Here is a 25,500-nt window from a genome sequence, read left to right as displayed (position 1 = left end):
CCATGAAGCGCCCGCCCTTCGAGCTCGGTCTCGTCCAGCTGTCGGACAAGGTGCACGCCTACCTGCAGCCGGACGGGGGCCTCGGGCTCTCGAACGCAGGCCTCGTCGGCAGCGCGCGCGACGCCCTGCTGGTCGACACCCTGTTCGACCTCGCGCACACGCGCCGCATGCTCGACGAGATCGCGCGCAAGGTGACCTCCGACATCGGACGCGTCGTCAACACGCACCACAACGGCGACCACTGCTGGGGCAACCAGCTCGTCGCCGGCGCGGAGATCATCGGACACCGCCGCTGCGCGGAGCTGATGCAGACGCTGCCGCCGGAGTCGCTGCAGCGTCTCAAGCTGGCGCCCGACACGATCCCCGGCGCGCGCGCGCTGCGCGCGGGGCTCGACCGCTTCGACTTCAGCGGCATCACGGTCACGCCGCCGACGACCTTCGTTCCCGACGACGGCATGCAGCTCGAGGTCGATGGCGTGGAGGTGCGCCTGATCTACGTCGGACCCGCGCACACCGCGGGCGACGTCGTCGTCCACCTGCCGCGCGAAGGCATCGTGTTCACCGGCGACGTCGTCTTTCGCCTGTGCGCGCCGATCGGCTGGGAGGGAACGTTCGCGCGCTGGATCTGGGCGCTCGAGCAAATCGCCGCGCTCGACGCCGACACGCTGGTGCCGGGTCACGGACCGGTGTGCGGCAAGGAGGGCGCGCTCGAGATGCGCGACTACCTGATCTACGTGCGCGACGAGAGCCGGCGGCACTTCGACGCCGGACGCACGGTGGAGGAGGCGGCGCTGCGCATCGACCTCGGGCCGTACGCCGGCTGGGCCGAGTCCGAGCGCATCGTGTTCAACGTCGACCGCGCCTACCGCGAGTTCCGCGGCGAGCCGTACGACGCGCCGCTCGACTTCGTCGGCCTCGCTGCGGTGTCGGCGAAGGTGCGCGAGCACCACCGCGCGGCGCGCGCCGCAGACGCCGGACACGGCCAGTGAGAATGCGTCCCCGCCGCGCCCGGCTCGCGTCGCTGGCTACCGCGCTCGTCGCGGCGGCGACGCTCGCGCCCGGCGGGACGCGCGCGCAGGAGAGCGGCCCGGATCTCGTGCTTGACGTCGAGCAGATGCGCGCCACCGCGCGCCTCTCGACCGCGATCTTCCACCCGCCGGGCCGCGCGCCGCGGCTCGACGCGACGATCCCGATCTCCGGCACCTGCGTGCTTCACCCCGACGAGAACTGCGTCGGCGGACCCGGCATCCGCAAGCTGCTGCGCTTCGACGTCCTGGTGCACAATCGCGGCACCGAGGATCTCGTGGTCGGCAACCCGCGCGAGCGCTCGGACCTGTTCGTCTACAGCGCCTGCCACCGCCACTACCACTTCCGCGACGCCGCGCTGTACGAGCTGCTCGACGCCTCGGGCACGGTGGTGAAGACCGGGCGCAAGCAGGGCTTCTGCATCGAGGACACGCTGCCCTCCGACGACGGCCCTGCCCCGCCGCGGCGCTACGACTGCACGTCGCAGGGCGTCCAGGTCGGCTGGGCCGACTGGTACCCGGCGGTGCTCGACTGCCAGTGGATCGACGTCACCGACGTGCCGCCCGGCGACTACGTGCTGCGCGTGTTCTGGAATCCGACGCGGCGCATGCCCGAGACGCGGCTCGACAACAACGAAGGCCGCGTCCCGATCACCATCCCGGCGCCGAGCGACGCGCCGCCGGTGGTCGAGGCGATCCATCATCCGACCGCGACCACGACCGCGCGCACCGGCGACGTGCTCGAGGTGCGCTGGAGCGCGCACGACGACGTCGAGGTCGTCACGCAGGAGGTGTGGCTCACGACCGACGACGGCACGACCTGGCAGCAGCTCGTCGGCGACGTGCCGGGCGAGCGCGCGAGCTTCCGCTGGCGCGTGCCGGCGCGCATCGCGTCGCCGAGCGCGCGTCTCAAGGTGGTCGTGCGCGACGCCTCGGTGCAGCGCGGCGAGCTCGAGTCCGCGCCCTTCCGGATCGTGCGCGTGCCGGGAAAGCCGCTGCCGAAGGGCGACGCGAAGGACTGAGATGAGAACGACGGAGCGAAGCACGACGGCCGAACGACGCCGCACGGCGCACGACCGTCGCGTGCTCGTCGCGGTCGCCGCGGTCGTCGCGGCGCTGACGCTGACGCTCGCGCCCGGACCGCTCGCGCGCGTCGCGCACGCCGGCTCCTTCCTCGACCAGGTCGAGCGCGGCAAGGCGGCGGTGCTCGGCAACGCGCGGGCGGTCACCGGCGACGCCGCGACGCGCGCCGCAGTGGTCGACGAGACGGTGTACGCGAGCGGCGGCGGCTCCGCTGCGTTCGCGCTCGGCGCGGCGCTCGCGGCGCTGAACCTCGACCTCGAGGACGGCAACCGCGGCCGGCGCGGCGAGCGCGCCGCGATCGCGCGTCAAGTACAGACCCTGCTGCGCGCCCAGGCCGAGACCGGCATCGGCAACCGCGCGCTCTGCCTGCTCTCCGGCCGCACCCATCCGCGCTCGCTCGAAGCGCAGATCCGCCTCGTCGAGCCGCGCTGGAGCTGCGGTCCGAGCACGCACCACTGAAGCCGCGCGGCGCCCGTCGCGCGTTTCGATTGACTCACCTGGGCGGCCACGGGAAGCTCGCGCGTGCACTGCGTTCGCTGTGCCACCGAGCTGATCCCCGGAAAGCGCTTCTGTCACGCGTGCGGCACGCCCGTCGGGAGCCCCTGCCCGAGCTGCGGCGCCGTCACCGAGGCGAGCTACCGCTTCTGCCCGGACTGCGGCCACGCGCTGGCGGCGGGCGCGGCCCACGCGGAGGCTTCCGCTTCGGCGGGGCTCGAATCCTCCGCCGCGAGCGAGCGCCTCGCGAGCGCCGCGCCCTCTGAGCGCGCCGCCGCAGGCGAGCGCGCCGCGGCGAGCAACGGCGGCGGCAGCGTGGGCGCGAACGCGATCGCGGGCGTCGCGGCGCGCGGCGCCGTCCCCCGCGCGACGGGCGCGAACGGCGCCGTCGACGCGCGCGCGCAGGCGAGCGACGAGCTGCGCGACCGGCTGCGGCGCCACATGCCGGAGAGCCTCGCCAATCGGCTGGTCGCGACACCGGGGGCGGCGACCGGCGAGCGCAAGCGGGTCACCGTGCTGTTCTGCGACATCGCGGGATCCGTCGAGATCGCCGACCGCCTCGACGCCGAGGAGTACCGCGAGCTGCTCGACCAGTACGTCGAGCTCTGCATCCGCGAGATCTACCGCTTCGAGGGCATCGTCAATCAACTCGCAGGCGACGGCGTCATGGCGCTGTTCGGCGCGCCCGTCGCGCACGAGGACGCGCCCGAGCGCGCGATCCGCGCGGCGCTCGCGATCCGCGAAGCGCTCGTGCGGCTCAACGAGACCAAGCTCTCGGGCCGCGACTTCGAGCTCAAGGCGCGCTTCGGGATCAACACCGGTCCGGTGGTCGTCGGCACGGTCGGCAACGACCTGAAGATGGACTATACGGCGACCGGCGACACGACCAACCTCGCGTCGCGCCTCGAGTCGCTCGCGCAGCCGAACGCGATCCTGATCAGCGCCGCGACCGAGCGCCTGGTGCGCGGACGCTTCGAGATGCGCGAGGTCGGCCCGCTCACGGTGAAGGGCAAGCGCGACGCGGTGGTCGCCTACGAGGTGCTCGGCACGCTCGACGACGCGGACGCGATGAGCCTGCGTCCGGGGCGCACGCTGACCCGGCTCGTCGGACGCGACGAGGAGCTCGCGCAGCTCGAAGCCTGCTACCGACGTCTGCACGGCCGCCTGCCGCAGGTGGTCTCCGTGATCGGCGAGGCCGGCAGCGGTCGCTCGCGGCTGATCTACGAGTTCAAGCAGCGGCTCGCGCGCGAGCTGCCGATCATCCTCGAGGCGCGCTGCTCGTCGCTGAGCCACATGCTGCCGTACGCGCCGTGGGCGTCGATGCTGCGCCACTACTTCGAGCTGCCCGCAGGCGAGTACTGCGGCAAGGCGTCGCAGATCGTCTGCCGCCGCCTCGCCGAGATCGACGAGCACCTCGTCGAGATCGAGCCCAAGCTCGCGCGGATCTTCTCGCTGCCGAGCGAGCCCACGTTCGAGTCGCCGGACGACGTCAAGCGCGACGTCTTCGAGGCCGTCGCCCACCTCTTCGTGGCGATGAGCAACAAGGCTCCGCTGGTGATGATCCTCGAGGACATCGACTGGATGGACGACGCGTCGCGCGAGATGCTCGACCTCGCGGTCGCGAAGGCGCGCGGCGTGCGCATGATGATGGTGGTCAGCCACCGGCCGGACTTCGAGCCGCACTGGCGTCCGGCCGCCGCGTACACGCAGCTCCACCTGCGCTCGCTGGCCTTCGAGCAGGCGACCGCCGTGGTGCGCGCGATCGCGGGCGGCGAGCTACCCGCCGAGCTCGAGGAGCGCATCTGCGAGAAGGCCGAGGGCAATCCCTTCTTCCTCGAGGAGATCACGCGCGCGATCCTCGAGGACGGCTCGCTGGTCAAGAGCGGCGGACGCTTGCGCTTGACGCGGCCGATCCAGGACATCCTCATCCCCGAGACGGTGCAGGAGGTGATCGGCGCGCGCATCGATCGCCTGCGTCCCGCCGCGAAGCGCACCGCGCAGGTCGCAGCCGTGCTCGGACGCCAGTTCCGCCGCGATCAGCTCGAGCAGCTCCTCGAGGGCGAGGGCATCGACGTCGCGGCCGAGCTCGAGCACCTCGAGCACCGCGGCATCATCCACCGCAAGACCGTGCTGTCGGAGGACGAGTTCCGCTTCGGCGAGAGCGTGACGCAGGAGATCGCCTACGACTCGCTGCTGCTGCGCGAGCGGCGCGCCCTGCACGGCCGCATCGCGCGGCTCCTCGACGAAGCGCCGGGCGAGCGGACCGCCGAGCGCTCCGCGCTGCTCGCGCACCACTTCGCGCGCAGCGACGATCGCGACAAAGCGATCGAGGCGCTGCTGCGCGCGGCCGCCGACGCCGAGCGCGTGCCGTCCTACCACGCGGCGCGCGAGTTCTACGCCGCCGCGTGGGGGATCGCGTCGAGCGCGCTCGACGACGGCGCCGGCGCCGACGAGGCGCTGCAGCGTCAAGCACTCGCCGCCGCGCTCGGCCTCTGCCACATGAGCATCATCTACACGTCGGTCGGCGACATGGAGGAAATCGAGCGCGTCGCCCGGCGCGGACGCGCGCTCGCGCAGGCGCTCGACGTCAAGCCGGCGTGCGCCGCCTTTCCGTCGTACGAGGGACTCGCCGCGATCGCCGGCGGGAGCGAGCGCTTCGCGCGCGGCGTCGCGCTGGTCGAGGAAGGCCTCGCGATCGCGCGCCGCGAGAACCTCGGCTTCAACGCGGTCAACATCTCGCGCGGCCTCGCCTTCGCGTACTTGTTCGACGGGCGCTTCGTGGAGTCGCTCGACATCGTCGAGCACGCGCTCGCCGAGCTCGAGGTGATGCAGCACCCGGGCAAGCCGACCGACCTGTGGTTCGGCGTCCGCTTCATGCGCGAGACCGTGCTGTTCCACGCCGATCAGGTCGACGCCGCGATGGAGTCGGCGCGCGAGACGCACGAGCATGCGACGCGGCACAACAACCGCACCGTGCGCACCGGGACGTCGTCGCTGCTCGCGCAGGCGCACTTCATGCGCGGCGAGTACGCGGAAGCGCTGCGCTGGGCGGAGCTCAGCCTCGAGATCGCGCGCGAGATCGGCAACATCGGCGCCTGCCGCCCGTCGGCGTCGCTGGCGCTCGCCGCACGCGTCGAGCTCGGCATGCCGCCGATGCCGTCGCGCTTCCTGCGTCACATCGAGGCCGGTCTGCAGGGCTCGACCAACCTGCCGCTCTACGTGGGCACCGTGATCGAGGCGCTGGTCGCGATCGGCGAGCTGAAGCGCGGCGAGAGCGTGCTCGAGCACGTCGACCGCCAGTCCGGCGGACGCTTCCGCGACGCGCTGTGCGCGAACGCGCGCGCCGAGCTGCTGCGCCACGACCCGCGCCGGCTCGCCGACGCCGAGCGCCACGCGCGGCGCGCCGTCGCGCTCGCCGAGGAGACCGGCGCGCGCTCGACGCTCGCCACCGCGCTCGTCACCGCGGCGCAGATCGCGCTCGCGCGCGGCGAGGAAGAGCGCGCGAAGCACGACCTCGTGCGCGGGCTCGCGCTCGCGCGCGAGCTGCGCATGGGACGCTACGAGCAGCGCGCGGCGGCGCTGCTCGCCGACCTTGCGCCGGGCGCGGTTGCGGCACAACCTGAGCCGTAGGTCCGACGTCCGGACGCAAGGAGAAACCCTCGTGCGCAGCCAACCGACACCGCCCGTGCGCCTGGCGCGACGCTGGGCGCTCGTCGTCCTGATCCTCGTCGCCGCAGCCTGTGCGACCTCGCCGCTCGGCCGCCGACAGCTCCGCTTGCTGCCGAACGACCAGATCGCCGGCATGGGCGCGACCGCCTTCCAGGAGATCAAGCAGGAGACGCCGCAGGCGCGCGACGCGAGGACCACGCGCTACGTGCGCTGCGTCGCCGACGCGATCGCCGCACAAGCGAGCTCGCATCCGGACGCCCCCAAGCAGTGGGAGGTCGTCGTCTTCGCCGAGGACGAGGCGAACGCGTTCGCGCTGCCGGGCGGCAAGATCGGCGTCTACACCGGCATCGTCGAGGTCGCGAAGAACCAGGACCAGCTCGCGACCGTGATCGGCCACGAGGTCGCGCACGTGCTCGCGCAGCACGCGAACGAGCGCGTCTCGCAGCAGATGGTCGCGGGCGCGCTGATGCAGGTCGCGGGTCAAGCGATGGATCCGCGGCTCGCCGCCGCGCTCGGCGTCGGCGCGCAGGTCGGCGTGCTGCTGCCGTTCTCGCGCTCGCAGGAGAGCGAGGCCGACCTGGTCGGGCTCGACCTGATGGCGAGCGCCGGCTTCGACCCGCGGCAGAGCGTCGCCTTCTGGGAGAACATGGAGAAGGCAGGCGGCGGGCGCTCGCCCGAGTTCCTCTCGACCCACCCGTCGGGCGCGACCCGCATGCGCGACCTGAACGAGCGCATCCCGCACGCGATGAAGCTCTACGAGCAGGCGGTCGCGGCGGGACGTCGCCCGAAGTGCGGCTGAGGCGACGTTCCGACGCAACGAGCAGGGGCTCGGCCGCGCCCGCGCTCAGTCACCCGAGCTCGAAGGACGGTCCGCGAGGCGACGCCCGCGCGAGGCGAGAAACGCGTAGGCTTGTTGCTTGACGCGCGGGTCGGCGGCGAGCTCGTGGCCGAGGTCGTCCCACCAGACGAGGCGCGCGTGCGGTCCGCGGCGACCGCCGCCGGACGTCGGCTTCATGCCGTAGGCGTCGGCGAGCCGTCCGGTCATGCGGTCGGTGAGCGTCTGGTCCTTGCCGCCCGCGATCAGCAGCAGCGGCGCGTCGCTCGCGGCTCCGGTGCGCTCGGTGGCGTACGCGGTCGGCTCGACGGGCGCGAGAGCATGCGCGTACGGAAAGCGCAGCGCGTCCCACAGCAGCATCACCTGAGGGTCGATCTCGCACGCCGCCGGGTCGCCGCAGACGTCGTCGGTCGGACACGGCGTCCCGCGCTTCGGGCCCGCGCGGCAGATCTTGTAGACCTCGGCGCCGAGCTGCTTCGGCATCTGGACGATCGGCCAGTCGACGAGATCGCCGGCCGGCGCGAGCAGCACGGTCGTGCCGAGGTCGGGCTCGACCGCGCGCACGAGCACGCCGATCACGCTCCCCACCGAGTAGCCCAGGTAGAGGACGTCGCTGGGCCTGTAGCTGCGTCCGTCGGGAAGGCGAAAGCCGCAGCCGCGCGCGAGCCGGATCGTCGCGAGCACGTCGACCGCCGCCTGCGCGATGCTGGTCGGCAAGCGCTCGGGGGCGAGGACGTCGAGGAACGGCGGCTCGCCGCTGCGCTCGCCGTGCCCCGGCAGCTCGAGCGCCAGCGCCGCGAGCCCGCGCGCGACGAGCCCCGCCGCGTGCGTCTTCAGGAACGCGTCGGCGCGCGAACCGTGGCCGTGCACGAGGAGCACGACCGGCGTCGCGTCGCTCCAGTCGGCGGGTAACGCGAGCAGGAACGGCACGTCGAGCTTCGCGCCGCCCTCCGCCGTCGTCGCGTCCGCGTCGACGGCGAGCGACGGCACGCGTCCGCGCAGCACGAGCGCAGCGCGCGCGCCGGGGAGACCGACCTTCGCCTCCTCCAGCGCGACACCCCTGCCTTCGCCGTCGGCGCAGACCAGCGACGCGAGACGCGCGCGCCGCGCGGCCCACGGCGCGCGCACGTCGCGGGTCCGGAAGGTCGCGATGGTGTCGGCGGGCGTCGCCGACGCAGCGGGCACGAACGCGAGCCGCAGTCGCGCGAGCGCCTCGCCGGTCGCGGGCTCAGGGAGCTCGAGCCGCAGGCGCGGGCTCGAGCCGAGGCCGTCGGTGTTCTCCGCCTGCTCGGCGATGCGCCGCAGGAGCGCGCGCGCCCGCGCGTCGTCGAAGCGCAGCGCGTGGCCGGCGAAGTCGCGCTCGTAGCCCGCCTCGGCCAGCGTCGGCGTGACGGGGGGCGCGACCAGAACCGGCGCCTCGGCGTCGCCGCCGCGCGCCGCGCGCCCTCGACGCAGGCTCGCGCGCAGCGCCGCGACGTCTTCCTGCGACGCGCCGGGCGCGACCAGCGCGTAGCGTCGCCCCGCACGCAGCGCCCGCAGCGGGCGGACGTCGAGCAGCGCGCCGTCGATCGCGAGCACGTGCGCCGGAACCTCGCTCGACGGCGCGAGCGCGTCGCAGCGCCGCGCGCGGACCGCGTCGCGCGCCCAGGCGAGCCGCGAGAGCGCGTCGGCGAGGACGTTGCGCGCGACGCGCGCGTACTCGACGGCGAGCGGATCCGTCTTGCCCGCGCGCACGTCGGCGACGGTGTCGAACAAGCCCGCGAGTGAGCCAGTGCAGCGCGCGAGCGTCGCAGGGTCGCACGACGCGGACGCGAGCGCGGCGCAGTCGCTCCGCGCCGCCGCGACGCGCGCCGGCAGCTCGTCGGCGGCATCGTCCGGCACGAGCGCGGCGAGGCGCAGCGCCAGCGACGCCGACGCCGACGCGCCCTGGAGCGAATCGTCCGGCGGCACGTCGAGCGCGCGCGCCGGACGGAGCGTGGTCGCGAGCGCGACGGCGACCACGAGCGCGCTGGCCAGGGCCAGCGCCAGGAAGCGCGCGCCGCGCGCTTGCGCTCGAGGCCGTCGACGCGACGCCGCAGCCTCGAGCGCGTTCGCGACGCGCGCTCGCCGCTTCACGAAACCGCGGCGCTGACCTCCGGCGTCGCGGCTTCCTGCCGCCGGCGGCGCTCGGTGAGGGACACCGTCTTGTAGTTCTCCTGCTTGTCGAGCCCGATCTCCAGGATGCCCTTCTCGAGCCAGGCGTGGTTGCCGGCCATGACGCTCGCCGCGACCGCGTTGCGCCGCGCGTCCTCGTTGCTCCACAGGTCGGCGAAGAGCTTGCGCACCTTGCGCTGCGAGAGACGGCAGAACAGGTCGCAGAGCTCGACCGCGCGCCCGGCCTCGGGATCGCCGTTGTCGAGCATGGTCTTGGTGCGCGACAGCGTCGCCGCCATCGCGAACAGCTCCATGACGATGTCGACGCAGCGGAACAGGAAGCCCTGCTTGCGCTCCATCTTGGCCTGGTAGACCGCCATGCCGTGGAAGCTCGAGCGCGCGAGCTTGCGGCACGAGCGCTCGACGAAGCGGACGTGCGCCGCGAGCTTGCCCCAGCTCGCGTAGCGCTTCGAGCTCGACATGCCGCGGAACCACAGCGGCGGGTACCACTTGGCGTAGAAGCCGAGGATGCCCGGCATCGCGGCGAGCTTGGCGCCGAAGCCCTTCTTCGGGTCGATCATCGCGCCCGCGACCTCGAGGTGCTTGTCGACCGCCTCACGCGCCATGAACAGGTGCATGATCTCGCTCGAGCCCTCGAAGATCAGGTTGATGCGGCTGTCGCGCATCAGGCGCTCGACGGGCACCGGGAACTCCTCGCGGCCGGCGAGCGACTTCTCGGTCTCGTAGCCGCGGCCGCCGCGGAGCTGCAGCGTCTTGTCGACGATCTCCCAGGCGCGGGTCGTGTTCCACTCCTTCGCCGCCGCGGCCTCGAGGCGGATGTCGTAGCCGCCGCGGTCGGCCATCGCCGACGCGAGGCGCGACACCGAGTCCATCGCGTAGGTGGTCGCTGCCATCTCGGCGATGACGTGCGAGATCGCCTCGTGCTTCCAGATCGGCACGCCCCACTGCGTGCGCTCGGCGGCCCAGCCGCGGCAGATCTCGAGGCAGGTCTTGGCGAGGCCGGCGCAGGTCGCGGGCAGCGTCAAGCGTCCGGTGTTGAGCGTGATCAGCGCGATCTTGAGGCCCTTGCCCTCCTCGCCGACCAGGTTCTCCTTCGGCACGCGGACGTCCTTGAAGCTGATCACGCCGTTGCCGAGCGCCTTGAGGCCCATGAAGCGGCAGCGGTGCTCGACCTTCACGCCGGGCCAGCTCGTCTCGACGATGAAGCACGAGATCTTCTTGGTCTTCGGATCGCGCGCCATCACGACGAGCAGCTCGGCGAGCGTGCCGTTCGTGCACCAGAGCTTCTCGCCGTTCAGCACGTAGAAGTCGCCCTGCAGCTCGGCGGTGGTCGACAGGCTCGCGGGGTCCGAGCCGACGTGCGGCTCGGTGAGCGCGAACGCCGAGATCGCGCCCTTCGCGCACGCCGGCAGGTACTTCTGCTTCTGCTCGTGCGTGCCGAAGAGCTTCAGCGGCTGCGGCACGCCGATCGACTGGTGCGCCGACAGCAGCGCGGCGATGTTGCCGTCGTAGCTGCCGACCATCTGCATCGCCGTCGTGTACTCGGTGACCGAGAAGCCGAGGCCGCCGTACTCGACCGGGATCTTCATCCCGAAGGCGCCGAGCTTGCGCAGACCGTCGATCACGTGCGGCGGGTACTCGCCGGTCTCGTCGATCTCGACCGGATCGACGTGGTCACGCAGGAACTGCTTGAGATCCTCGTAGAAGCGTCGGAACTCGGGTCGCTCGTCCCGGTGCGTCGGGAACGGGTGGATCATGTCGACGATGAAGTTGCCGAGGAACATCTCGCGGATGAACGTCCGCCCGGCCCACTCCTGCTCGCGGGACTCCTCGGCAAGGCGGCGCGATTCCTCTTCGCTGGTCAGCTTCACGTTCGTTGCACTCAAGGCTGGACCCTCCCGTCGAGGCGGTGCCGGAGAGACGACGCACCACCGGCTTGCGGAATGCCCTCTTTAAACAGAGGGTCGAATGTTTGGAAAGATTGTCGGCGCGCTAGGTGGGCCGCTCAGCGTCCGCGTTCCCACAGCAGGCGGCGCAGCGGCACCTCCTGCTGCGCCTCCCGCGCGCGCTGCGCCTGACGCGCGCGCTCGACCCAGGCGCGACGCCGCTCGGCCAGCCGGGCCTCGCGCTGCGCGCGCCGTCGTTGCTCGGCCTGCTGCACGAGCCGTTGCTCGGCCTGCTGACGCCGCCGCGTGAGGTACTGCTGGTACTCCGGGGCCATGGTCGCGGTCGAGCGCTGCGATCGCGTCGCCGTCTGGCGTGCCGTCGTCTGGACGGCGGCCTCGGGCAGCAGCACCTGGACACGCGACACCTCGAGGCCATTCTCGGTCTCGGCGTAGGAGATGGCGTAGTTGCGCCGGCGCAGGATCGTGCGCAGCGCCTCCTCGAGCGTCACGCCCTGGAGGTCGACGTCGACCGGCGGACGCTCGACGCCGAGCTGGATCTCGACCTCGAAGCCTTCCTTCTCGGCGAGCTCCTGGAGGACGTCCTCGATCCGCGCGCCGTCGGCGGCGACGCGAAGCCCCGCGTCGGTACGCTCGACCCGAAGGCTCGGGGCGTCGGCGACCACGCTCGGCTCGCCGGCGACGGCCGGAGCGGCAACGAGCACCCCGGCGACGACGACGCCATAAACGAACGACATCGCGAGCATCGTCTGTTCGACGACTATACGCCTTGCGCGCGGGCAGCAACCCGCGCACGCCTTCGCGGTGCTCGCGGCGTCGCTACGGGCGCCACCAGGGCTCCGGCGATCGCGCCCACCCGATCAGCGCCAGGATCAGGTCGGCGAAGACGTAGAGCCCGATCAGCGCGAGCAGCACGCCGAGCCCGTAGAGAAGGGACGCGGCCGCCGCAGCAGATTCGAGGGGCGCACGCAGGCTGCCGCGTGCTCGGTGACGCACCGATTGCTGTCGACGGTCGACGGCCACGGTGCAGGTCTCGATCGTGCCGACCCGGTCGATCCCCCGCGTGCGTTCGCCGGGACGATCGGTGAGCACCACGACGAGCGGCGCCGCGAACGGCCGCTCGATCGCGAGCCCGCGCAGCCGCAGGCGAAGGCGAGCTCCCGTCCCCTGCTCCGCTGGAGCGGTCGCAGGTCGAAGCTCGCGCTGCCGCCGACGCCGGCGCGGCAGCACACCGCGCCCGAGCTGCGCGTCCGACACTCTCCGGGCGAGAACGTGAAGCTCTCGTCGAGCCGGTGCCCGTCGCGCACCTCGATCGCGAGGCCGTCCGCGACCTCGAAGCGCTCGCTCTCGTTCACCAGCGGCACGACGCCGCGCACCTCGATGCGTCCGCGCGGTCGTCCCGTGCCCGCCGCCGGGAGCGGCGCCCAGACGCGCGCCCGCTCGATGCGCAGCGTGGCGTCCTTCGGGTCGCACGCGTGCCACGGCCGTCGCCGTCGAAGTCGAGCTGCAGGGCGTGGCGCACGGTCGGGCAGTCGTCGCAGACGTCGCCGTCGCTGTCGGCCTGATCTCGGTTCCAGGTGGCGACGCAGACGTCGCAGCCCGGTCCGACGCCGCTCGGCACGCCGGTCGCCATCGGGATCCGGGTCCGGCTCGGCGAGGAGCAGGTCGAAGCCGAACACGCACTGCAGGGGTCCGCAGGCCGGCACGTACGTCTCGTCGCGGAAGTCGAAGACGCAGCTCGGGCCTCCGTTCGGCATGCCCGCAAACTCGACGATGGGTCCGAGGAAGACCTGGGTGCCGTGCGCGCGGTGGTCGCGTTGCACGTCGTCGGATCGAGGAGCGCCAGCGCCTCCGGAGAGGCGAACGTGAACGAGGGCCACGACGACCGCGGCGTGTCGAAGACGGTCCCCTGCCCGCGGAGCGTGCGCAGCTCCTCTCATCCTGTCGTTCTCCGTCGGCACCCCGGCTGGGACGGGCGCGCGAGACCAGATCTCCTACACCCGCGCACCGATCGTCGGGGAGCCAAATTTCGTCACGTGCGGCGACGACCGATCGACCGCACGAGGCCGCGCCCGGACGTTTTTTTGGATTGTCGCGCGAGGTCGTACCGATCGCAGCGCGATTGCCGACGCGCCCTCTCAGCCGTCGAGCAGGCTTCTCCCCGGGCTCGCGAGGAACGCCTTGCGCGGCGAGCCGTAGCCGCACGGCACGCCGCCCGTGAACGTGCACGCCGCGACGACGCCGACGCGATCGGTCCCTCGCGTACGCTCGCCGGGACGCTCGCTGAGCGCCACGACGAGCGGCGCCGCGAACGGACGCTCGATCGCGAGCGCGCGCATCCGCAGGCTGAAGGCGAGCTCGCGCCCGCGGCTCTTCTGGAGCGGGCGCAGCTTGAAGGTCACGCTGCCGCCGACGCCGGCGCGGCAGCGCACGACGCCGGAGCGTCGCGTCCGGCACTGCTCGGGGAGGAACGCGAACGTCTCGTGCAGCCGGTGGCCGTCGCGCACCTCGATCGCGAGGCCCTCGGCGACGTCGAAGCGGTCCTTGACGCCGACCAGCGGCACGACGCCGCGCAGCTCGATGCGCCCGCGCGGTCGTCGCGTGCCGGCCGTCGGCAGCGGCGCCCAGACGCGCGCGCGATCGATGCGCAGCGTGCCGTCCATCGGGTCGCAGGCGTCGCCGCGGAAGTCGCCGTCGGTGTCGCGCTGGTCGGGGTTCGCGACGTTGGGGCAGTTGTCGTCCGGGCAGGCGTTCGGGAACGGGTTCGGGATGAAGCGCGAGTGGAAGCCGTCGCGATCGGGATCGGAGCAGGGATCGCAGGCGTCGCCGAGACCGTCGCCGTCGATGTCCGACTGGTCGGGGTTCGGACGCGTCGGGCAGTTGTCGATGGCGGAGCAGACGCCGTCCGCGTCGGGCTCGGTCGCTTCGTCGGGGCAGTCGTCGCAGACGTCACCGACGCCGTCGCCGTCGCGGTCGGACTGGTCGGGGTTGAAGGTGAAGGGGCAGTTGTCGAGCGGACACTGGTTCGCCGGAAGGTCGAAGTCGGCAAAGCCGTCGTCATCGAAATCGAAGCAGACCGACGGATCACACGCATCGCCGATGCCGTCGAAGTCGTCGTCCCGCTGGTCGGGGTTCGCGTGCTGCGGGCAATTGTCGCAGACGTCGCCGAGGCCGTCGCCGTCCCGGTCGTCGTTGTTCGGGCTGAAGAGGAACGGACACGTGTCGAGCGGGCACTGGTTGCGCTCGTCCGGGAACTCCGCGAAGCCGTCCCCTTCGAAGTCGGGGCAGAACAGGTCGTCGCACGCGTCGCCGACGCCGTCGAAGTCACCGTCCGCCTGATCGGGGTTCGGGACGAGCGGGCAGTTGTCGCACCCGTCGCCCGCGCCGTCGCCGTCCCGGTCGGCGTTCGTCGGGTCAAACACAAAAGGACACGTATCGAGCGGGCACTCGTTGCGCTCGTCCACCCGATCCGCGAGGCCGTCGCCGTCGACGTCGGGACAGAAGAAGTCGTCGCAGGCGTCGCCAAGGCCGTCGTCGTCGCCGTCCGGCTGATCGCCGTACAGCGGATAGACGCGCGGGTTGGCGAGCATCTGGCAGTTGTCGCAGAAGTCGCCGACGCCGTCGCCGTCCGCATCGGCCTGGTCCGGGTTGAAGGTCCCGAAGCAGTTGTCGAGCCCGTCGCACACGCCGTCGCCATCGGCGTCGAGCCACGGGCCGTCGCACGGGTCGCACGCGTCGCCGTGCCCGTCGGCGTCCGAATCCTCCTGCTCGGGGTTGAAGAAGAAGGAGCAGTTGTCGGACTGGTCGCAGACGCCGTCGAAGTCGCTGTCCTCGCTTCCGGAACCTTCGCAGAAATCGCAGACGTCGCCGAATCCGTCGCCGTCGCTGTCCCACTGGTCCGGATTCGGGATGCGCGGGCAGTTGTCGCGCGGTGCGCACACGCCGTCGCCATCGACGTCGGACGAGCCGGGCCCCGCGCACGCGTCGCACGCGTCGCCGGAGCCGTCACCGTCCGCGTCCCGTTGCTGCGGATCGAAGACGAAGGGGCACAGGTCGCACCCCGGTCCGATGCCGCTTGGGACGAGGTCCAGGTCGGGGTCCGTTTGCGTCGTGAGGAAGGGGTCGAAGCAGTCCCCCGCGGCGCAGAACTGGTCGAAGCACTCCGGATCGGCCGCCACCGAGGCGCAGTCGAGAAGACAGCTTCGCTGCGTCTCGCCGTTGCGCGTCACCGACACGTGCACCAGGCCGACGAACAGTGCCCCACGGGATCTCGCGGCCTTGACGCCGAAGGTGCGGCAACCGGGCGCGTCGAGCAGCGCGAGCGTCGCGGGGTCGTCGAAGACGAAGCGCTCGGCGACGGCACACTGGCAGCCGATCGTCGTCGGGCGCGCGCCGATCAGCACGTCGTCGACGTAAAATTCCAGCACGCTCGCGCCCGGCGGGCCGTTGCAATCGCCGTGGCTCACGGCGAACGTCACTGCGTCGCTCGCGCGTGCGGCCGTGCTCGCGGCCACGCAGGCCACGACGAGCGCCGCGGCCACGAACCGAAGGATCGCCGGAGGACGCGCGCACACCATAATTTCCCCCTGACGCCTCCCCATATCAGCCTTTCAGCGATCGAAGGAATCGCTTTTTCCGCGCGATTCGCTGCGGCGTCGAGGCTTCGCTCGCGGGCGGGATGTGCTATGAGCGGGTGCCCTGGACACGACGCTGCACAGCCTGCGCGCGCGCTCGACGCTCGCCGTCGCGGCGCTGCTCGCCTTCCTCGCGACGGCCGCGGTGCCGCGCCCGTCGTGGTACGTCCACGAGCACGCCGCCGACGCGCCGGGGCACGTCCACACGGACGGCACGACACACCGCAGCGCCGAGCCGGACGACGAGTGGACGCGGCTCTTCGAGGAGAGCGTCGCGCACCATCACCGGCACGGCGCCGGGCAGCATCACCACGAGCACGGCGGGCACCACGGCCACGGCGAGCCCCGGTCCGACGCGACCGCGCGCGCCGCCGACGCCGGGCCCGCGTTCGTCTCGACCGACGCCTCGAGCGACGCGCACGCGCACTGGCAGTCGCCGTTCCAGCCGAGCGAAGCCGCTCGCTACGCGACCCTCGACGCTCGCACCGTGGCGCCGGCGCCGCAGCCCGCGGACGCCGAGCGCGCCCCCGCGGCGTCGCCGCTCCGCCTCTGCGCCCGCGCCCCACCGCGCGTTCCCACCGTCTGAACGACGACCGAAGGTTGATCACCACCGAGCCGCGCACGCGGCTCGATCGTCGGCGGCTCGCGCATGGCCCAGCATGCAGCGGCGCTGCGCGGGCTCGCCGCGACCAGACGGAGATTCGTTCATGCTCGGAAGGCGCAAGGCGACCGTCGCCGCGCTCGCCGTGCTGTGTCTCTTCAGCCCGGCGCACGCTGCGGCGTCAAGCACATCCACGACCACATCGAAGACCACGACCAGCAGCAGCACCACGGCCGCGACCAGCGGCGTCGCGACCGCCGAGGCACGTCCCGACCCGCAGACGCCCGACACCGGCACGACGACGAAACGCGACGCCGACGCGCTCACGCTGTCCGAAGACGGCGGCCGCGCCTCGCTCGCGGAGCTCGTCGTCGAGGCCTCGAAGCCGCTGTCCGCCGCGTCGGCGCAGGAGATCCGCGCGCGCGACTTCGACCTGCGGCCGCACGCGACGACGCAGGAGGTGCTGCAGAACGTCCCCGGGCTCGTCGTCGCGCAGCATCAGGGCGGCGGCAAGGCGATGCAGTACCTGATCCGCGGCTTCGACTCCGACCACGGCACGGACTTCGCGCTCTTCGTCGACGGCGTGCCGGTGAACCTGGTGTCGCACGCGCACGGTCAGGGCTACGCCGACCTGAACTACGTCATCCCCGAGACGATCCGCGACCTGAAGCTCTGGAAGGGGCCGTACTTCGCCCAGTTCGGCGACTTCATGAACGCGGGCGCGCTCGAGGTGCAGACGCGCGACGAGGTCGCGGAGAACTCGATCCTGCTCGAGGGCGCGTCGTTCGACACCGCGCGCTTCCTCGCCCAGGCGTCACCGAAGCTCGGCCCCGGCAAGACCTACCTCGCCGCGCAGGCGTACACGACGAACGGACCGTTCCTGAACCCGCAGCACTTCTGGGCGTACAACTTCTTCGCGAAGTACACGCTCGAGCCGACGCCACGCTCGACGCTGCGCGCGTCGGCGATCGTCTACGACGCCGACTGGGACGCGTCCGGCGAGATCCCGCTGCGCGCGGTGCGCGGCTTCTACCCGGACGGCGAGCCGTTCACCGGACCGCGCCTCGACCGCTTCGGCGCGATCGATCCGACCGAGGGCGGCAAGACCGACTACGAGGCGCTCAACCTGACCTACGAGAACGCGCTCACGCCGCAGGACAACCTCTACGCGCAGGCGTACGGCTTCCGCTACCGCCTCGCGCTGTGGTCGGACTTCACGTTCTTCCGCTTCACCGGGCTGCGCTTCATCGAGCAGCCCGACGGCAGCGTGCTCGACACCCGTGACGCGCCGCCGATCCCCGGCGCCAACTACGTCCCCGGCGACGGCATCGAGCAGGACGACCAGCGCTGGACGTACGGCTTCAAGGCCCGCTACGCGCGGCTCTGGGAGCTCGGCTCGCTCGGCATGCAGACGCAGCTCGGGATCGAGAACCGCAACGACTCGATCAACCTCGCGCTCTGGCGTCAAGTACGACGCAAGCGCTTCTTCGCCGTCAACAAGCTGCACGTCGACGAGAGCTCGCTGTCGGCGTTCCTCGCGCAGCAGGTGATCTTCACCGACTGGCTGCGCTTCGAGGGCGGCGTGCGCGGCGACCAGTTCTGGTTCTCGACCCGCGACCGCCTGCCGCGTCAAGCTCCGGATCCGAACTTCGAGTCGGTGTTCATCGACGGCGGCACGCAGTCGGGGATCGTGAGCCCGAAGGCGAACCTGATCCTGAGCCCGGCGCCGCACACGGACATCTACCTCAACTTCGGCACCGGCTTTCACTCGAACGACGCGCGCGTCGCGGTGCTGACCAAGGGCCAGGGCTTCGATCCGCTGACGCGCTCGATCGGCGCCGAGCTCGGCGCGCGCACGCGGCTGCTCGACACGCTCGACCTCGCGGCCGCGCTCTGGTGGCTCGACCTCGACTCGGAGCTCGTGTTCTCGGGCGACGCGGGCGTGGTCGACGCCGAGATCGACGAGCCGACCGGCAACTTCGTCCCCGGTCCCGCGAGCCGGCGCTGGGGCGTCGACTTCGAGGCGCGCTGGCAGCTCGCCGACTGGCTGTGGCTCGACTACGACCTCGGCTGGGCCGATCCGCGCTTCCGCGCGAGCGGCCTCGCGATCCCGCTCGCGCCGACGCTGCTGATGAACGGCGGCCTCACCGCGCGCTGGGACAACGGCTTCTCCGCGGGCCTGCGCTTCCGCTTCGTCGGCGACCGTCCGGCGGACGAGGAGCGGACGCTCACCGCCGCCGGCTACTTCGTGATGGACGCGCTCGTCACCTACCGCTGGCGCAACGTGCAGCTCATGCTCGCGGGGCTGAACCTGACCGACGCCGACTGGCGCGAGGCGCAGTTCGCCGACGACACCTGCCTGCGCAGCGAGATCGGCCAGCAGCCCGGCTGCCTCGCCAAGCCCGGCCTCGACCCCGGCGACGGCGTGTCGGACATCCACTTCACGCCCGGCAACCCGATCGCCGTGCGCGGCGGGATCCAGGTGTTCTTCTAGCGCGGGTCGCGCGCGGCTCGCGCGGGCGGGTGTGCGGCGCCGGCGTCAATCCTCCTCGGCCGGCGGCATCGGCGGCGGGCCCGGGGCGACGTTGACCTGGCCCGGTCCGAGAATCGGAACCCCCAGGATCGTGCCATCGGGTTCCTGGCAGAACCGACCCTGCGTCTGCCACTCGCCGCCGACGCACACCTGCACCTGGCCCGCCTGACAGACGGCGACGCTGTTGGCGTACCGGCGCCCGTTGTAGAGGCAGCTCCCACCAGGGCCGCCCTGCGCGAACGCCGGAGCGCACGGCGTCGCCAGCGCGACAGCCAGCGCGAGCACCGAGATCGCCTTCATCGCTCACCTCCTCGCGGCGGTCGACGCCCGCGACCGCGCGCCACCCACATCATCGGCCGATCGCGGCCGCGAGACGAGAGCCGCGCCGTCCCTCCCTTGCGCTGTTGCAATCACCCTCGCGGCACGGCGTAGTGTCGCAGATGGCGGTTGGTGGTTGGCTTTCGGGGCTTCTCGGCGAGGACGGCGTCCTCTCCTCGCTGATGACCAACGCGACGCTCGTCGGGCGCCTGCTGCGGACGCTCGGCGCGCTCGCGCTGCCCGGTCAGCCGGGCTCGCTCGGCGCCATGGTCGAGCGCAACGCGGCGCGCGCGCCGCAGCACCCTGCGCTGCTGTTCGAGGACCACAGGTGGACCTGGGCGCAGGTCGACGAGGTGTCGAACCGCGTCGCGCACTGGTTCCTCGGCCGCGGCGCGCGCAGCGGCGACGTGGTCGCGCTCGCCCTCGGCAACCGGCCGGAGACGGTCTTCGCGCTGATCGGCCTCAACAAGATCGGCGTCATCACCGCGCTGCCGCACGCCGGCGTGCGCGGCGAGCCGCTGCGTCACGCGCTCACGAGCGTGCGTCCGCGCTGGATCCTCGCGGCACCGCACACCGTCGACGACGTGCGCAGCGCGGGCGACGTCGACGCGGAGCTCATCGTCTGGGACGACGGCTACCGCGCGGCGCTCGGCCAGGTCTCGACCGCTCCGCCGGGCGCGGCGCACGTCCAGCCGTGGGAAGCGGTGATGATGTACATGTTCACCTCCGGCACCACCGGGCTGCCGAAGGCGGCGCGCATCACCAACCGGCGCTACCTGATGATGTCGCTGGGCTTCGCGTACACCATCTGCGCGCTGCGTCCCGACGACGTCGTGTACTGCGCGCTGCCGCTCACGCACGCGACCGGCGCGATGGGCGGGCTCGGCAACGTCGCCGCGTCGACGACCACGCTCGCGCTGCGCGACGGCTTCTCCGCGAGCCAATTCTGGAGCGACTGCGTGCGCTTCGGCGCGACCGCGGTGCCCTACATCGGCGAGCTCTGCCGCTTCCTGCTCAACAGCCCGCCGCATCCGGACGAGCGCCGCCACCGCGTGCGGCTGTTCTACGGCGCGGGGCTCCGACACGACGTCTGGGTCGCCTTCCAGGCGCGCTTCGGCATCCCGCAGATCGTCGAGTACTACGGCGCGACCGAGGGCAACGTCGCGCTGATCAACCTCGAGAACAAGCCGGGCATGATCGGACGGCTCGGCATCGGTCAGGCGGTGGTGCGCGTCGATCCCGAGACCGGGCAGCCGCTGCGCGACGACGAGGGACACCTGATCGTCGCGCCGCAGGGCGAGCCCGGCATGCTGATCGGCCGCATCACGCCGCTCACGCGCTTCGACGGCTACACCGACGAGGCCGCGACCGAGCAGAAGATCCTGCGCAACGCGTTCGGCGACGGCAGCGACTGGTTCTCGACCGGCGATCTAGTCGTGACCCATCCGGGAGGGTGGGTATCGTTCTCCGACCGGCTCGGCGACACCTTCCGCTGGAAGGGCGAGAACGTGTCGACGGCGCAGGTCGCCGACGTGCTGACGCGCGCCGTCGGCGTGCGCGAGGCGATCGTCTACGGCGTGCAGGTGCCGGGCCACGAGGGACGCGCCGGCATGGCGGCGCTGATCGTCGACGACGAGTTCTCGACCGATCTGCTCGCGGCGCACGCCGCGCAGCACCTGCCGCGTGCGGCGCGTCCGGTGTTCCTGCGCATCCTGCAGACGCCGGACCTGACAGCGAGCTTCAAGTACGTCACGACGCGCTTCAAGCGCGAGGGCTTCGACCCGCGCCAGGTGTCGGACCCGGTCTACGTGCTCGACGGCGAGCGCTACCGTCCCTTCACCGCAGACGACCTCGAGCGGCTCGAGCGCGGCGAGCTGCGCCTCTGAGCCGAGCTGCGGTGCTGCTGCGCGAGCGCGTACCGCGCCGACGCCCGCCGTGACCGGACGGCGCCCGCTCGCGACCGGACGCGCGCGCGGGCGCTGCGCGCCACGTGGCGCTCGTGCGATGATGCGCGCGATGCGGCCGAACGCGCTCTCCCGCTACGCGATGGTCCTTGCGCTCGCCGTCCTCGCGGCGGGCTGCGGCGACGCCTCGTCGTCCGGCGGCAAAGACGCCGCGCTCGTGGGCTCGTGCCCCGCCGGCTTCACGCCGCAGCCCGGCTTCAACGACGGCTTCCCGTCGGACGGCGCGCAGCGCCAGTTCCACGTCCTGCTGCCCGACGCGGGCGCGCTCGACACGCCGCGCCCGCTCTTCGTCTCGCTCACCGGCACCGTGCAGGAGGAGCTGTCGTTCGCGGCGCAGTCGGGTCTCGACCAGCTTCCTGCCGACGGCTGGATCGTCGCCGCGCCGGTGCGCACCTGCAGTCAGAACCGCACCAACTGCGCGCAGATCGGCAGCGACGGCCGCATCTGGGAGCCGTGGTACGACGGCACGATCGGCGGTCCGAGCGACGACGAGGGGCCGGACGTGCGCTTCGTCGAGGCGATGGTGCACTGCATCGCGGCGCGCTGGCCGGTCGACGCGCGACGCATCTACGTCGGCGGCATCTCCGCGGGCGGCTCGTTCACCAACCGCATCATGACCTTCAGCTCGGACCTCTTCGCGGGCGGCGTGCCGGCGTCGGGCAACTGGTACGACGGCCTCGCCGCGCCGCGCTCGCCGATCACCATGGACCCGTCGATCGAGATCGTCATCTGGGGCGGGCCGAACGACGTCTGGCCGCCCGTCAATCCGATCGCGAACTACGATCCGGAGACGCGGCTCGCGGCGCAGTACTACGCGGCGCAGCCGAACGTCGTCACGGTGTCGTGCACGGGCTCGCACGGGCACATCTGGCCGACCGCGATGACGTCCTGGCTCGTGCGCACGCTGCTCTCGCACCCGAAGGGCTCGGATCCCGCCGACTTCGTCTTGACCGAGCCGCCGCCGGGCTTCAGCTGCGTCGTCGGGCCGTACACCGACCACTGAGGGACGCGCGCTCCTTCCTGCGCACGCTCGCGCACGTCCGCAGTCGCGCGCGCTTGCGCATTTCCTTCCTGCACGTTGGAGTAGCGCGGTGGTGAAGTCCCGAAGCGCGCTCCGGCGCGGCGTCGTGCTCCTCACGCTGCTGGTGCTCGGCCTGGTGCCGGCGCCTGCGCGGCGTGCGCACGCGCTCGACGCGACGCTCGCGACCGAGTGCGCGACCTGCGAGTTTCCCTCCGTGGTCAGCGTCGCCGCGCAGTGCACCGGCGTCTACGTCGGGCACGGCATGATCCTCACCGCGGCGCACTGCACCGACGACGTGCGCGAGGGACGCTCGCGCGTCTTCTTCGGCGAGGACATCGCGGTGCCGGCCTTCGCCACGCGCATCGCGCGCTGCGTGCGTCATCCCGACGGCGAGTTCGCGCGCAACCTGCTCGGCGAGGACATGTACGAGGGCGTCGACCTCGCCTTCTGCCTGCTCGACGACTCCGCGCCGCTGCCCGACGTGCCCATCGTACCGCCCATGCTGCCGATCGGCTGCGAGCGCGACTGGCTCGCGCAGCAGGTCGTCGGCCACACCGCGTGGCTGACGGCGGTCGGCTTCGGCTGCGCGGAGCAGGACGACGGCAGCGGCAAGCCGTGCGACGCCGGCGTCAAGCGTCACGTCGCGGTGCAGCTCGTCCGTCAGCTCGACTACGCGGGCTCGCCGACCAAGCTCGAGCTGCAGCGCGACGGCAGCGAGAACACCGCGCTCATGGCCGGCGACTCGGGCGGACCGTACTTCGCGCGCCTGCCGGACGGCACCTGGCGGCTGGTCGGCCTGCACCACGGCGCCAACGCCGGCGTCGCCGGCGCGTTCGTCGAGTCGGTCGCGCCGTACGTGCACTGGATCGAGGCGGCGTCGGGCATCGACATCACGCCGTGCCACGACTTCGTCGACGGCACCTGGGTCGCGCACGACGGCTGCCCGCCCGGCACGCTGGTCGGCGCGTCCTCGATCGGCGCGACGTGGGATCAGGCGTGTCGCTCGCCGCTCGCCGCGGCCGCGATCGGATTCGCGCCCGCGGTCTGCATGAGCGCCGCGGAGCCGGGTGAGCTCGTCGTGCCGAGTGCGGCGCTCGAGCTCGCTGTGGAGCGGGTCCTCGACGCGCCGCCCGCGCGCCGCGCGGCACGGCTCGAGGCGGTGCGCGCCGAGCTCGCCGCCCACGCGTTCTTCCCCTTCCTCGAGGACGAGCTCGAGGACGCGGCCCCGCTCGCGTCGCTCGACGAGCTCCTGCGGCTGCGCATGCGAGCCGCGGCTGCGGACGAGGACGACGTCGACGACGACGCGACCTCGGCGCCGGAGCTCGCCGGCGCGCTGCCGTAGCCGCGCGACGTCGCGAGGCGCGCGCGCTTGCGGGCGCGCGCACGTTTGCGGGGCGCGCCGCGGGCTGACATCGTGCGGCCGTTCGACGGCGTGCGACCATTCACCGCCGCACGTCGCAAGCACGCCGCGAGAAAGACGCACCATGACCGAGATCCGCCATCGCACCGTCACCACCAACGGCATCCAGATGCACCTCGCCGAGTGCGGGCCCGAAGACGGGCCGCTCGTGCTGCTCTGCCACGGCTTCCCCGAGAGCTGGTACTCGTGGCGTCACCAGCTGCCGGCGCTCGCCGCGGCGGGCTTCCACGCGGTCGCGCCCGACATGCGCGGCTACGGCTCGACCGACAGGCCGGAGGACCAGCGCGCCTACACGCAGCTGCACCACGTCGGCGACATGGTCGGCGTGCTCGACGCGCTCGGCGCGCAGACGGCGACGATCGTCGGACACGACTGGGGCGCGCCGGTCGCGTGGAACGCGGCGCTGCTGCGTCCCGACCGCTTCACCAAGGTCGCGGGGCTCAGCGTCCCCTGGCAGCCGCGCGCACCGATGCCGCCGACGCAGATCATGAAGGCGATGTTCGGCGACCAGTGGTTCTACTTCCTCTACTTCCAGGAGCCCGGCCGCGCCGAGGAGGAGCTCGACGCCAACACCGAGACCTTCCTGCGCGCGTTCCTGTACTCGATCTCCGGCGACGCGCCGCAAGATCAGCTCTTCAAGCTCGCGGGCGGACCGAAGACCGGACGCATGCTCGAGCACCTCTTGCAGCCCGAGCGTCTGCCGGCGTGGCTCGGCGAGGACGATCTCGCGTTCTACGTGGGCGAGTTCCGTCGCACGGGCTTTCGCGGCGGGCTGTGCTGGTACCGCTGCGCGGACCTCTCGTGGGAGCTGACGGCGGCCTGGAGCGACGCGCGCATCCAGCAGCCGGCGCTGTTCATCGCCGGCCAGCGCGATCCCGTCATCGCGCTGATGCCCGGCGTGACGGAGACGCTGAAGTCGACCGTCCCGGGCCTGGTGAAGGCGGAGCTGATTCCGGAGTGCGGACACTGGACGCAGCAGGAGCGTCCCGAGGAGGTCAACGCGCTGCTGCTCGAGTTCCTGCGTCGCTGACGGACGCGGCACCCTCGCTCGTCACGGGCACCGGATCGGGCACGCGGTTTCGCACCGGCGGGATGCTCGTCAAGTAACGATGCAGCGAGCGTAGGTCGTCGTCGGTGAGACGGGCGACGTTGTGCCACGGCATCGGCGGCAGCAGCGCGCGTCCGTCGCCCGCGTGCTTGCCGCTGCGCAGCGTCGCGACGAAGGTTTCCTCGCTCTAGCTGCCGATGCCGGTTTCGCGGTCGGGCGTCAGGTTGCGCGCGTAGCTCACGCCCCACGGTCCGGCGAAGGCGGTGCGCGACTCCGACGTCAGCATGCGCCACGGACCGTCGGGCGGCTTCGGCGCCGGCAGCGCGAGATCTTGCGGGTGTCCCGACAAGAGCCGCGTCGCATCGGGCTCGACACCGTGCGGACCGCGCACGTGCGGCGTGTGGCAGTCGTTGCAGCCGCCGATCCGCGCGAGGTAGGCGCCGCGCTCGATCATCTCCTCGACCGCCGCGGGCGGCGGCGTCGGCGTCGCGACGGGCGCGGCGGTGGCGCCGCTCGTCGGCTCCTGCGGCGCGGGTGCGGGCGCGCTGTGCCCGAGCGCCGGTGAGATCTCCTGCGCCCACGCCGCCCACGCGACCGACGAAGCGAGCAGCGTCAGCGTGACGCCGAGCAACGCAACTCCTGCGGAACGTGCCATCGGGGATGCTCCTTTCCGCGGCGCTGGCAGGGCGCGGCGCGAGAAAACGCGCGCTCGCGTACGATTCCGGCTTTACGCGCGACCCTGCGGCGCCGAAACCATCGTGGCACGGGTCGACCCCGAGTGGGGATGGCGGCCGGG

18 protein-coding genes are annotated in these 25,500 nt (G+C 72.4%); 11 read left to right on the top strand and 7 right to left on the bottom strand.

Features of this window, described 5'->3' with window-relative positions:
• Positions 1 to 2 precede the first annotated feature (2 nt).
• From VIS07_03285 to VIS07_03265, 5 genes are all read left to right on the top strand, one after another.
• A complete protein-coding gene (locus VIS07_03285; protein ID HEY8514518.1) occupies positions 3 to 989 on the top strand; it encodes an MBL fold metallo-hydrolase in 987 nt (328 codons plus the stop codon).
• A gap of 2 nt (positions 990 to 991) precedes the next feature.
• Positions 992 to 2,047, top strand: a complete 1,056-nt coding sequence (locus tag VIS07_03280; GenBank protein HEY8514517.1) for a lysyl oxidase family protein — start codon at positions 992 to 994, stop codon at positions 2,045 to 2,047.
• Position 2,048: 1 nt separating this feature from the next.
• A complete protein-coding gene (locus tag VIS07_03275; GenBank protein HEY8514516.1) occupies positions 2,049 to 2,567 on the top strand; it encodes a hypothetical protein in 519 nt (172 codons plus the stop codon).
• 63 nt (positions 2,568 to 2,630) lie between these two features.
• Positions 2,631 to 6,233 carry an adenylate/guanylate cyclase domain-containing protein gene (locus VIS07_03270; GenBank protein HEY8514515.1) on the top strand — a complete coding sequence of 1,201 codons (3,603 nt, stop codon included), beginning with the start codon at positions 2,631 to 2,633 and terminating at the stop codon, positions 6,231 to 6,233.
• Between the two features lie 31 nt (positions 6,234 to 6,264).
• Positions 6,265 to 7,071, top strand: a complete 807-nt coding sequence (locus VIS07_03265) for a M48 family metallopeptidase (GenBank protein HEY8514514.1) — start codon at positions 6,265 to 6,267, stop codon at positions 7,069 to 7,071.
• A gap of 45 nt (positions 7,072 to 7,116) precedes the next feature.
• On the opposite strand, the gene VIS07_03260 is transcribed toward VIS07_03265, so the two are convergent.
• The 5 genes from VIS07_03260 to VIS07_03240 all read right to left on the bottom strand — a co-directional run bounded on the left by VIS07_03260 (position 7,117) and on the right by VIS07_03240 (position 15,631).
• A complete protein-coding gene (locus VIS07_03260; protein ID HEY8514513.1) occupies positions 7,117 to 9,108 on the bottom strand; it encodes an alpha/beta hydrolase in 1,992 nt (663 codons plus the stop codon).
• A gap of 110 nt (positions 9,109 to 9,218) precedes the next feature.
• Positions 9,219 to 11,147, bottom strand: a complete 1,929-nt coding sequence (locus VIS07_03255) for an acyl-CoA dehydrogenase family protein (GenBank protein HEY8514512.1) — start codon at positions 11,145 to 11,147, stop codon at positions 9,219 to 9,221.
• Positions 11,148 to 11,266: 119 nt separating this feature from the next.
• Positions 11,267 to 11,911 (bottom strand): hypothetical protein, encoded by a 645-nt coding sequence (locus VIS07_03250; protein ID HEY8514511.1) that lies wholly within the window; start codon positions 11,909 to 11,911, stop codon positions 11,267 to 11,269.
• Between the two features lie 73 nt (positions 11,912 to 11,984).
• Positions 11,985 to 12,260 carry a hypothetical protein gene (locus VIS07_03245; GenBank protein ID HEY8514510.1) on the bottom strand — a complete coding sequence of 92 codons (276 nt, stop codon included), beginning with the start codon at positions 12,258 to 12,260 and terminating at the stop codon, positions 11,985 to 11,987.
• A 1,043-nt stretch (positions 12,261 to 13,303) separates the two neighbouring features.
• Entirely contained in the window at positions 13,304 to 15,631 is a 2,328-nt protein-coding gene (locus VIS07_03240; protein HEY8514509.1) for a thrombospondin type 3 repeat-containing protein, read from the bottom strand.
• Positions 15,632 to 15,944: 313 nt separating this feature from the next.
• On the opposite strand from VIS07_03240, the gene VIS07_03235 reads away from it, so the two are divergent.
• A complete protein-coding gene (locus tag VIS07_03235) occupies positions 15,945 to 16,385 on the top strand; it encodes a hypothetical protein (protein ID HEY8514508.1) in 441 nt (146 codons plus the stop codon).
• Between the two features lie 121 nt (positions 16,386 to 16,506).
• Positions 16,507 to 18,894, top strand: coding sequence for a TonB-dependent receptor plug domain-containing protein (locus VIS07_03230; GenBank protein HEY8514507.1), 2,388 nt, complete (start codon positions 16,507 to 16,509; stop codon positions 18,892 to 18,894).
• Between the two features lie 45 nt (positions 18,895 to 18,939).
• Here VIS07_03230 and VIS07_03225 read toward each other — a convergent pair whose 3' ends face one another.
• Complete coding sequence (locus VIS07_03225; protein HEY8514506.1) at positions 18,940 to 19,233, bottom strand: hypothetical protein; 294 nt, start codon at positions 19,231 to 19,233, stop codon at positions 18,940 to 18,942.
• A 140-nt stretch (positions 19,234 to 19,373) separates the two neighbouring features.
• Between VIS07_03225 and VIS07_03220 the strand changes: the two genes are divergently transcribed.
• The 4 genes from VIS07_03220 to VIS07_03205 all read left to right on the top strand — a co-directional run bounded on the left by VIS07_03220 (position 19,374) and on the right by VIS07_03205 (position 24,686).
• Positions 19,374 to 21,137 carry an AMP-binding protein gene (locus tag VIS07_03220; protein ID HEY8514505.1) on the top strand — a complete coding sequence of 588 codons (1,764 nt, stop codon included), beginning with the start codon at positions 19,374 to 19,376 and terminating at the stop codon, positions 21,135 to 21,137.
• A 130-nt stretch (positions 21,138 to 21,267) separates the two neighbouring features.
• Positions 21,268 to 22,218, top strand: coding sequence for a PHB depolymerase family esterase (locus tag VIS07_03215; protein HEY8514504.1), 951 nt, complete (start codon positions 21,268 to 21,270; stop codon positions 22,216 to 22,218).
• A gap of 88 nt (positions 22,219 to 22,306) precedes the next feature.
• Positions 22,307 to 23,578 (top strand): trypsin-like serine protease, encoded by a 1,272-nt coding sequence (locus VIS07_03210; GenBank protein ID HEY8514503.1) that lies wholly within the window; start codon positions 22,307 to 22,309, stop codon positions 23,576 to 23,578.
• Positions 23,579 to 23,720: 142 nt separating this feature from the next.
• The gene (locus VIS07_03205; protein HEY8514502.1) at positions 23,721 to 24,686 is read left to right on the top strand and encodes an alpha/beta hydrolase; all 966 of its coding nucleotides are present in this window, start codon (positions 23,721 to 23,723) and stop codon (positions 24,684 to 24,686) included.
• 205 nt (positions 24,687 to 24,891) lie between these two features.
• Here the strand turns inward: VIS07_03205 and VIS07_03200 are convergent, their stop codons facing one another.
• Positions 24,892 to 25,359, bottom strand: a complete 468-nt coding sequence (locus VIS07_03200) for a hypothetical protein (protein ID HEY8514501.1) — start codon at positions 25,357 to 25,359, stop codon at positions 24,892 to 24,894.
• Positions 25,360 to 25,500 lie beyond the last annotated feature (141 nt).

This window comes from Candidatus Binatia bacterium (assembly GCA_036563615.1).
Taxonomy (GTDB): domain Bacteria; phylum Desulfobacterota; class Binatia; order UBA12015; family UBA12015; genus DATCMB01.
This window is presented reverse-complemented; position numbering and strand designations above follow the sequence as displayed.

Bases quoted from the DNA above. Each gene is read 5' to 3' on its own strand.
- VIS07_03285 (HEY8514518.1), top strand. From the start codon at position 3: ATGAAGCGCCCGCCCTTCGAGCTCGGTCTCGTCCAGCTGTCGGACAAG.
- VIS07_03220 (HEY8514505.1), top strand. From the start codon at position 19,374: ATGGCGGTTGGTGGTTGGCTTTCGGGGCTTCTCGGCGAGGACGGCGTC.
- VIS07_03250 (HEY8514511.1), bottom strand. From the start codon at position 11,911: ATGCTCGCGATGTCGTTCGTTTATGGCGTCGTCGTCGCCGGGGTGCTC.
- VIS07_03280 (HEY8514517.1), top strand. From the start codon at position 992: ATGCGTCCCCGCCGCGCCCGGCTCGCGTCGCTGGCTACCGCGCTCGTC.
- VIS07_03230 (HEY8514507.1), top strand. From the start codon at position 16,507: ATGCTCGGAAGGCGCAAGGCGACCGTCGCCGCGCTCGCCGTGCTGTGT.
- VIS07_03215 (HEY8514504.1), top strand. From the start codon at position 21,268: ATGCGGCCGAACGCGCTCTCCCGCTACGCGATGGTCCTTGCGCTCGCC.
- VIS07_03275 (HEY8514516.1), top strand. From the start codon at position 2,049: ATGAGAACGACGGAGCGAAGCACGACGGCCGAACGACGCCGCACGGCG.
- VIS07_03205 (HEY8514502.1), top strand. From the start codon at position 23,721: ATGACCGAGATCCGCCATCGCACCGTCACCACCAACGGCATCCAGATG.
- VIS07_03225 (HEY8514506.1), bottom strand. From the start codon at position 19,233: ATGAAGGCGATCTCGGTGCTCGCGCTGGCTGTCGCGCTGGCGACGCCG.
- VIS07_03200 (HEY8514501.1), bottom strand. From the start codon at position 25,359: ATGGCACGTTCCGCAGGAGTTGCGTTGCTCGGCGTCACGCTGACGCTG.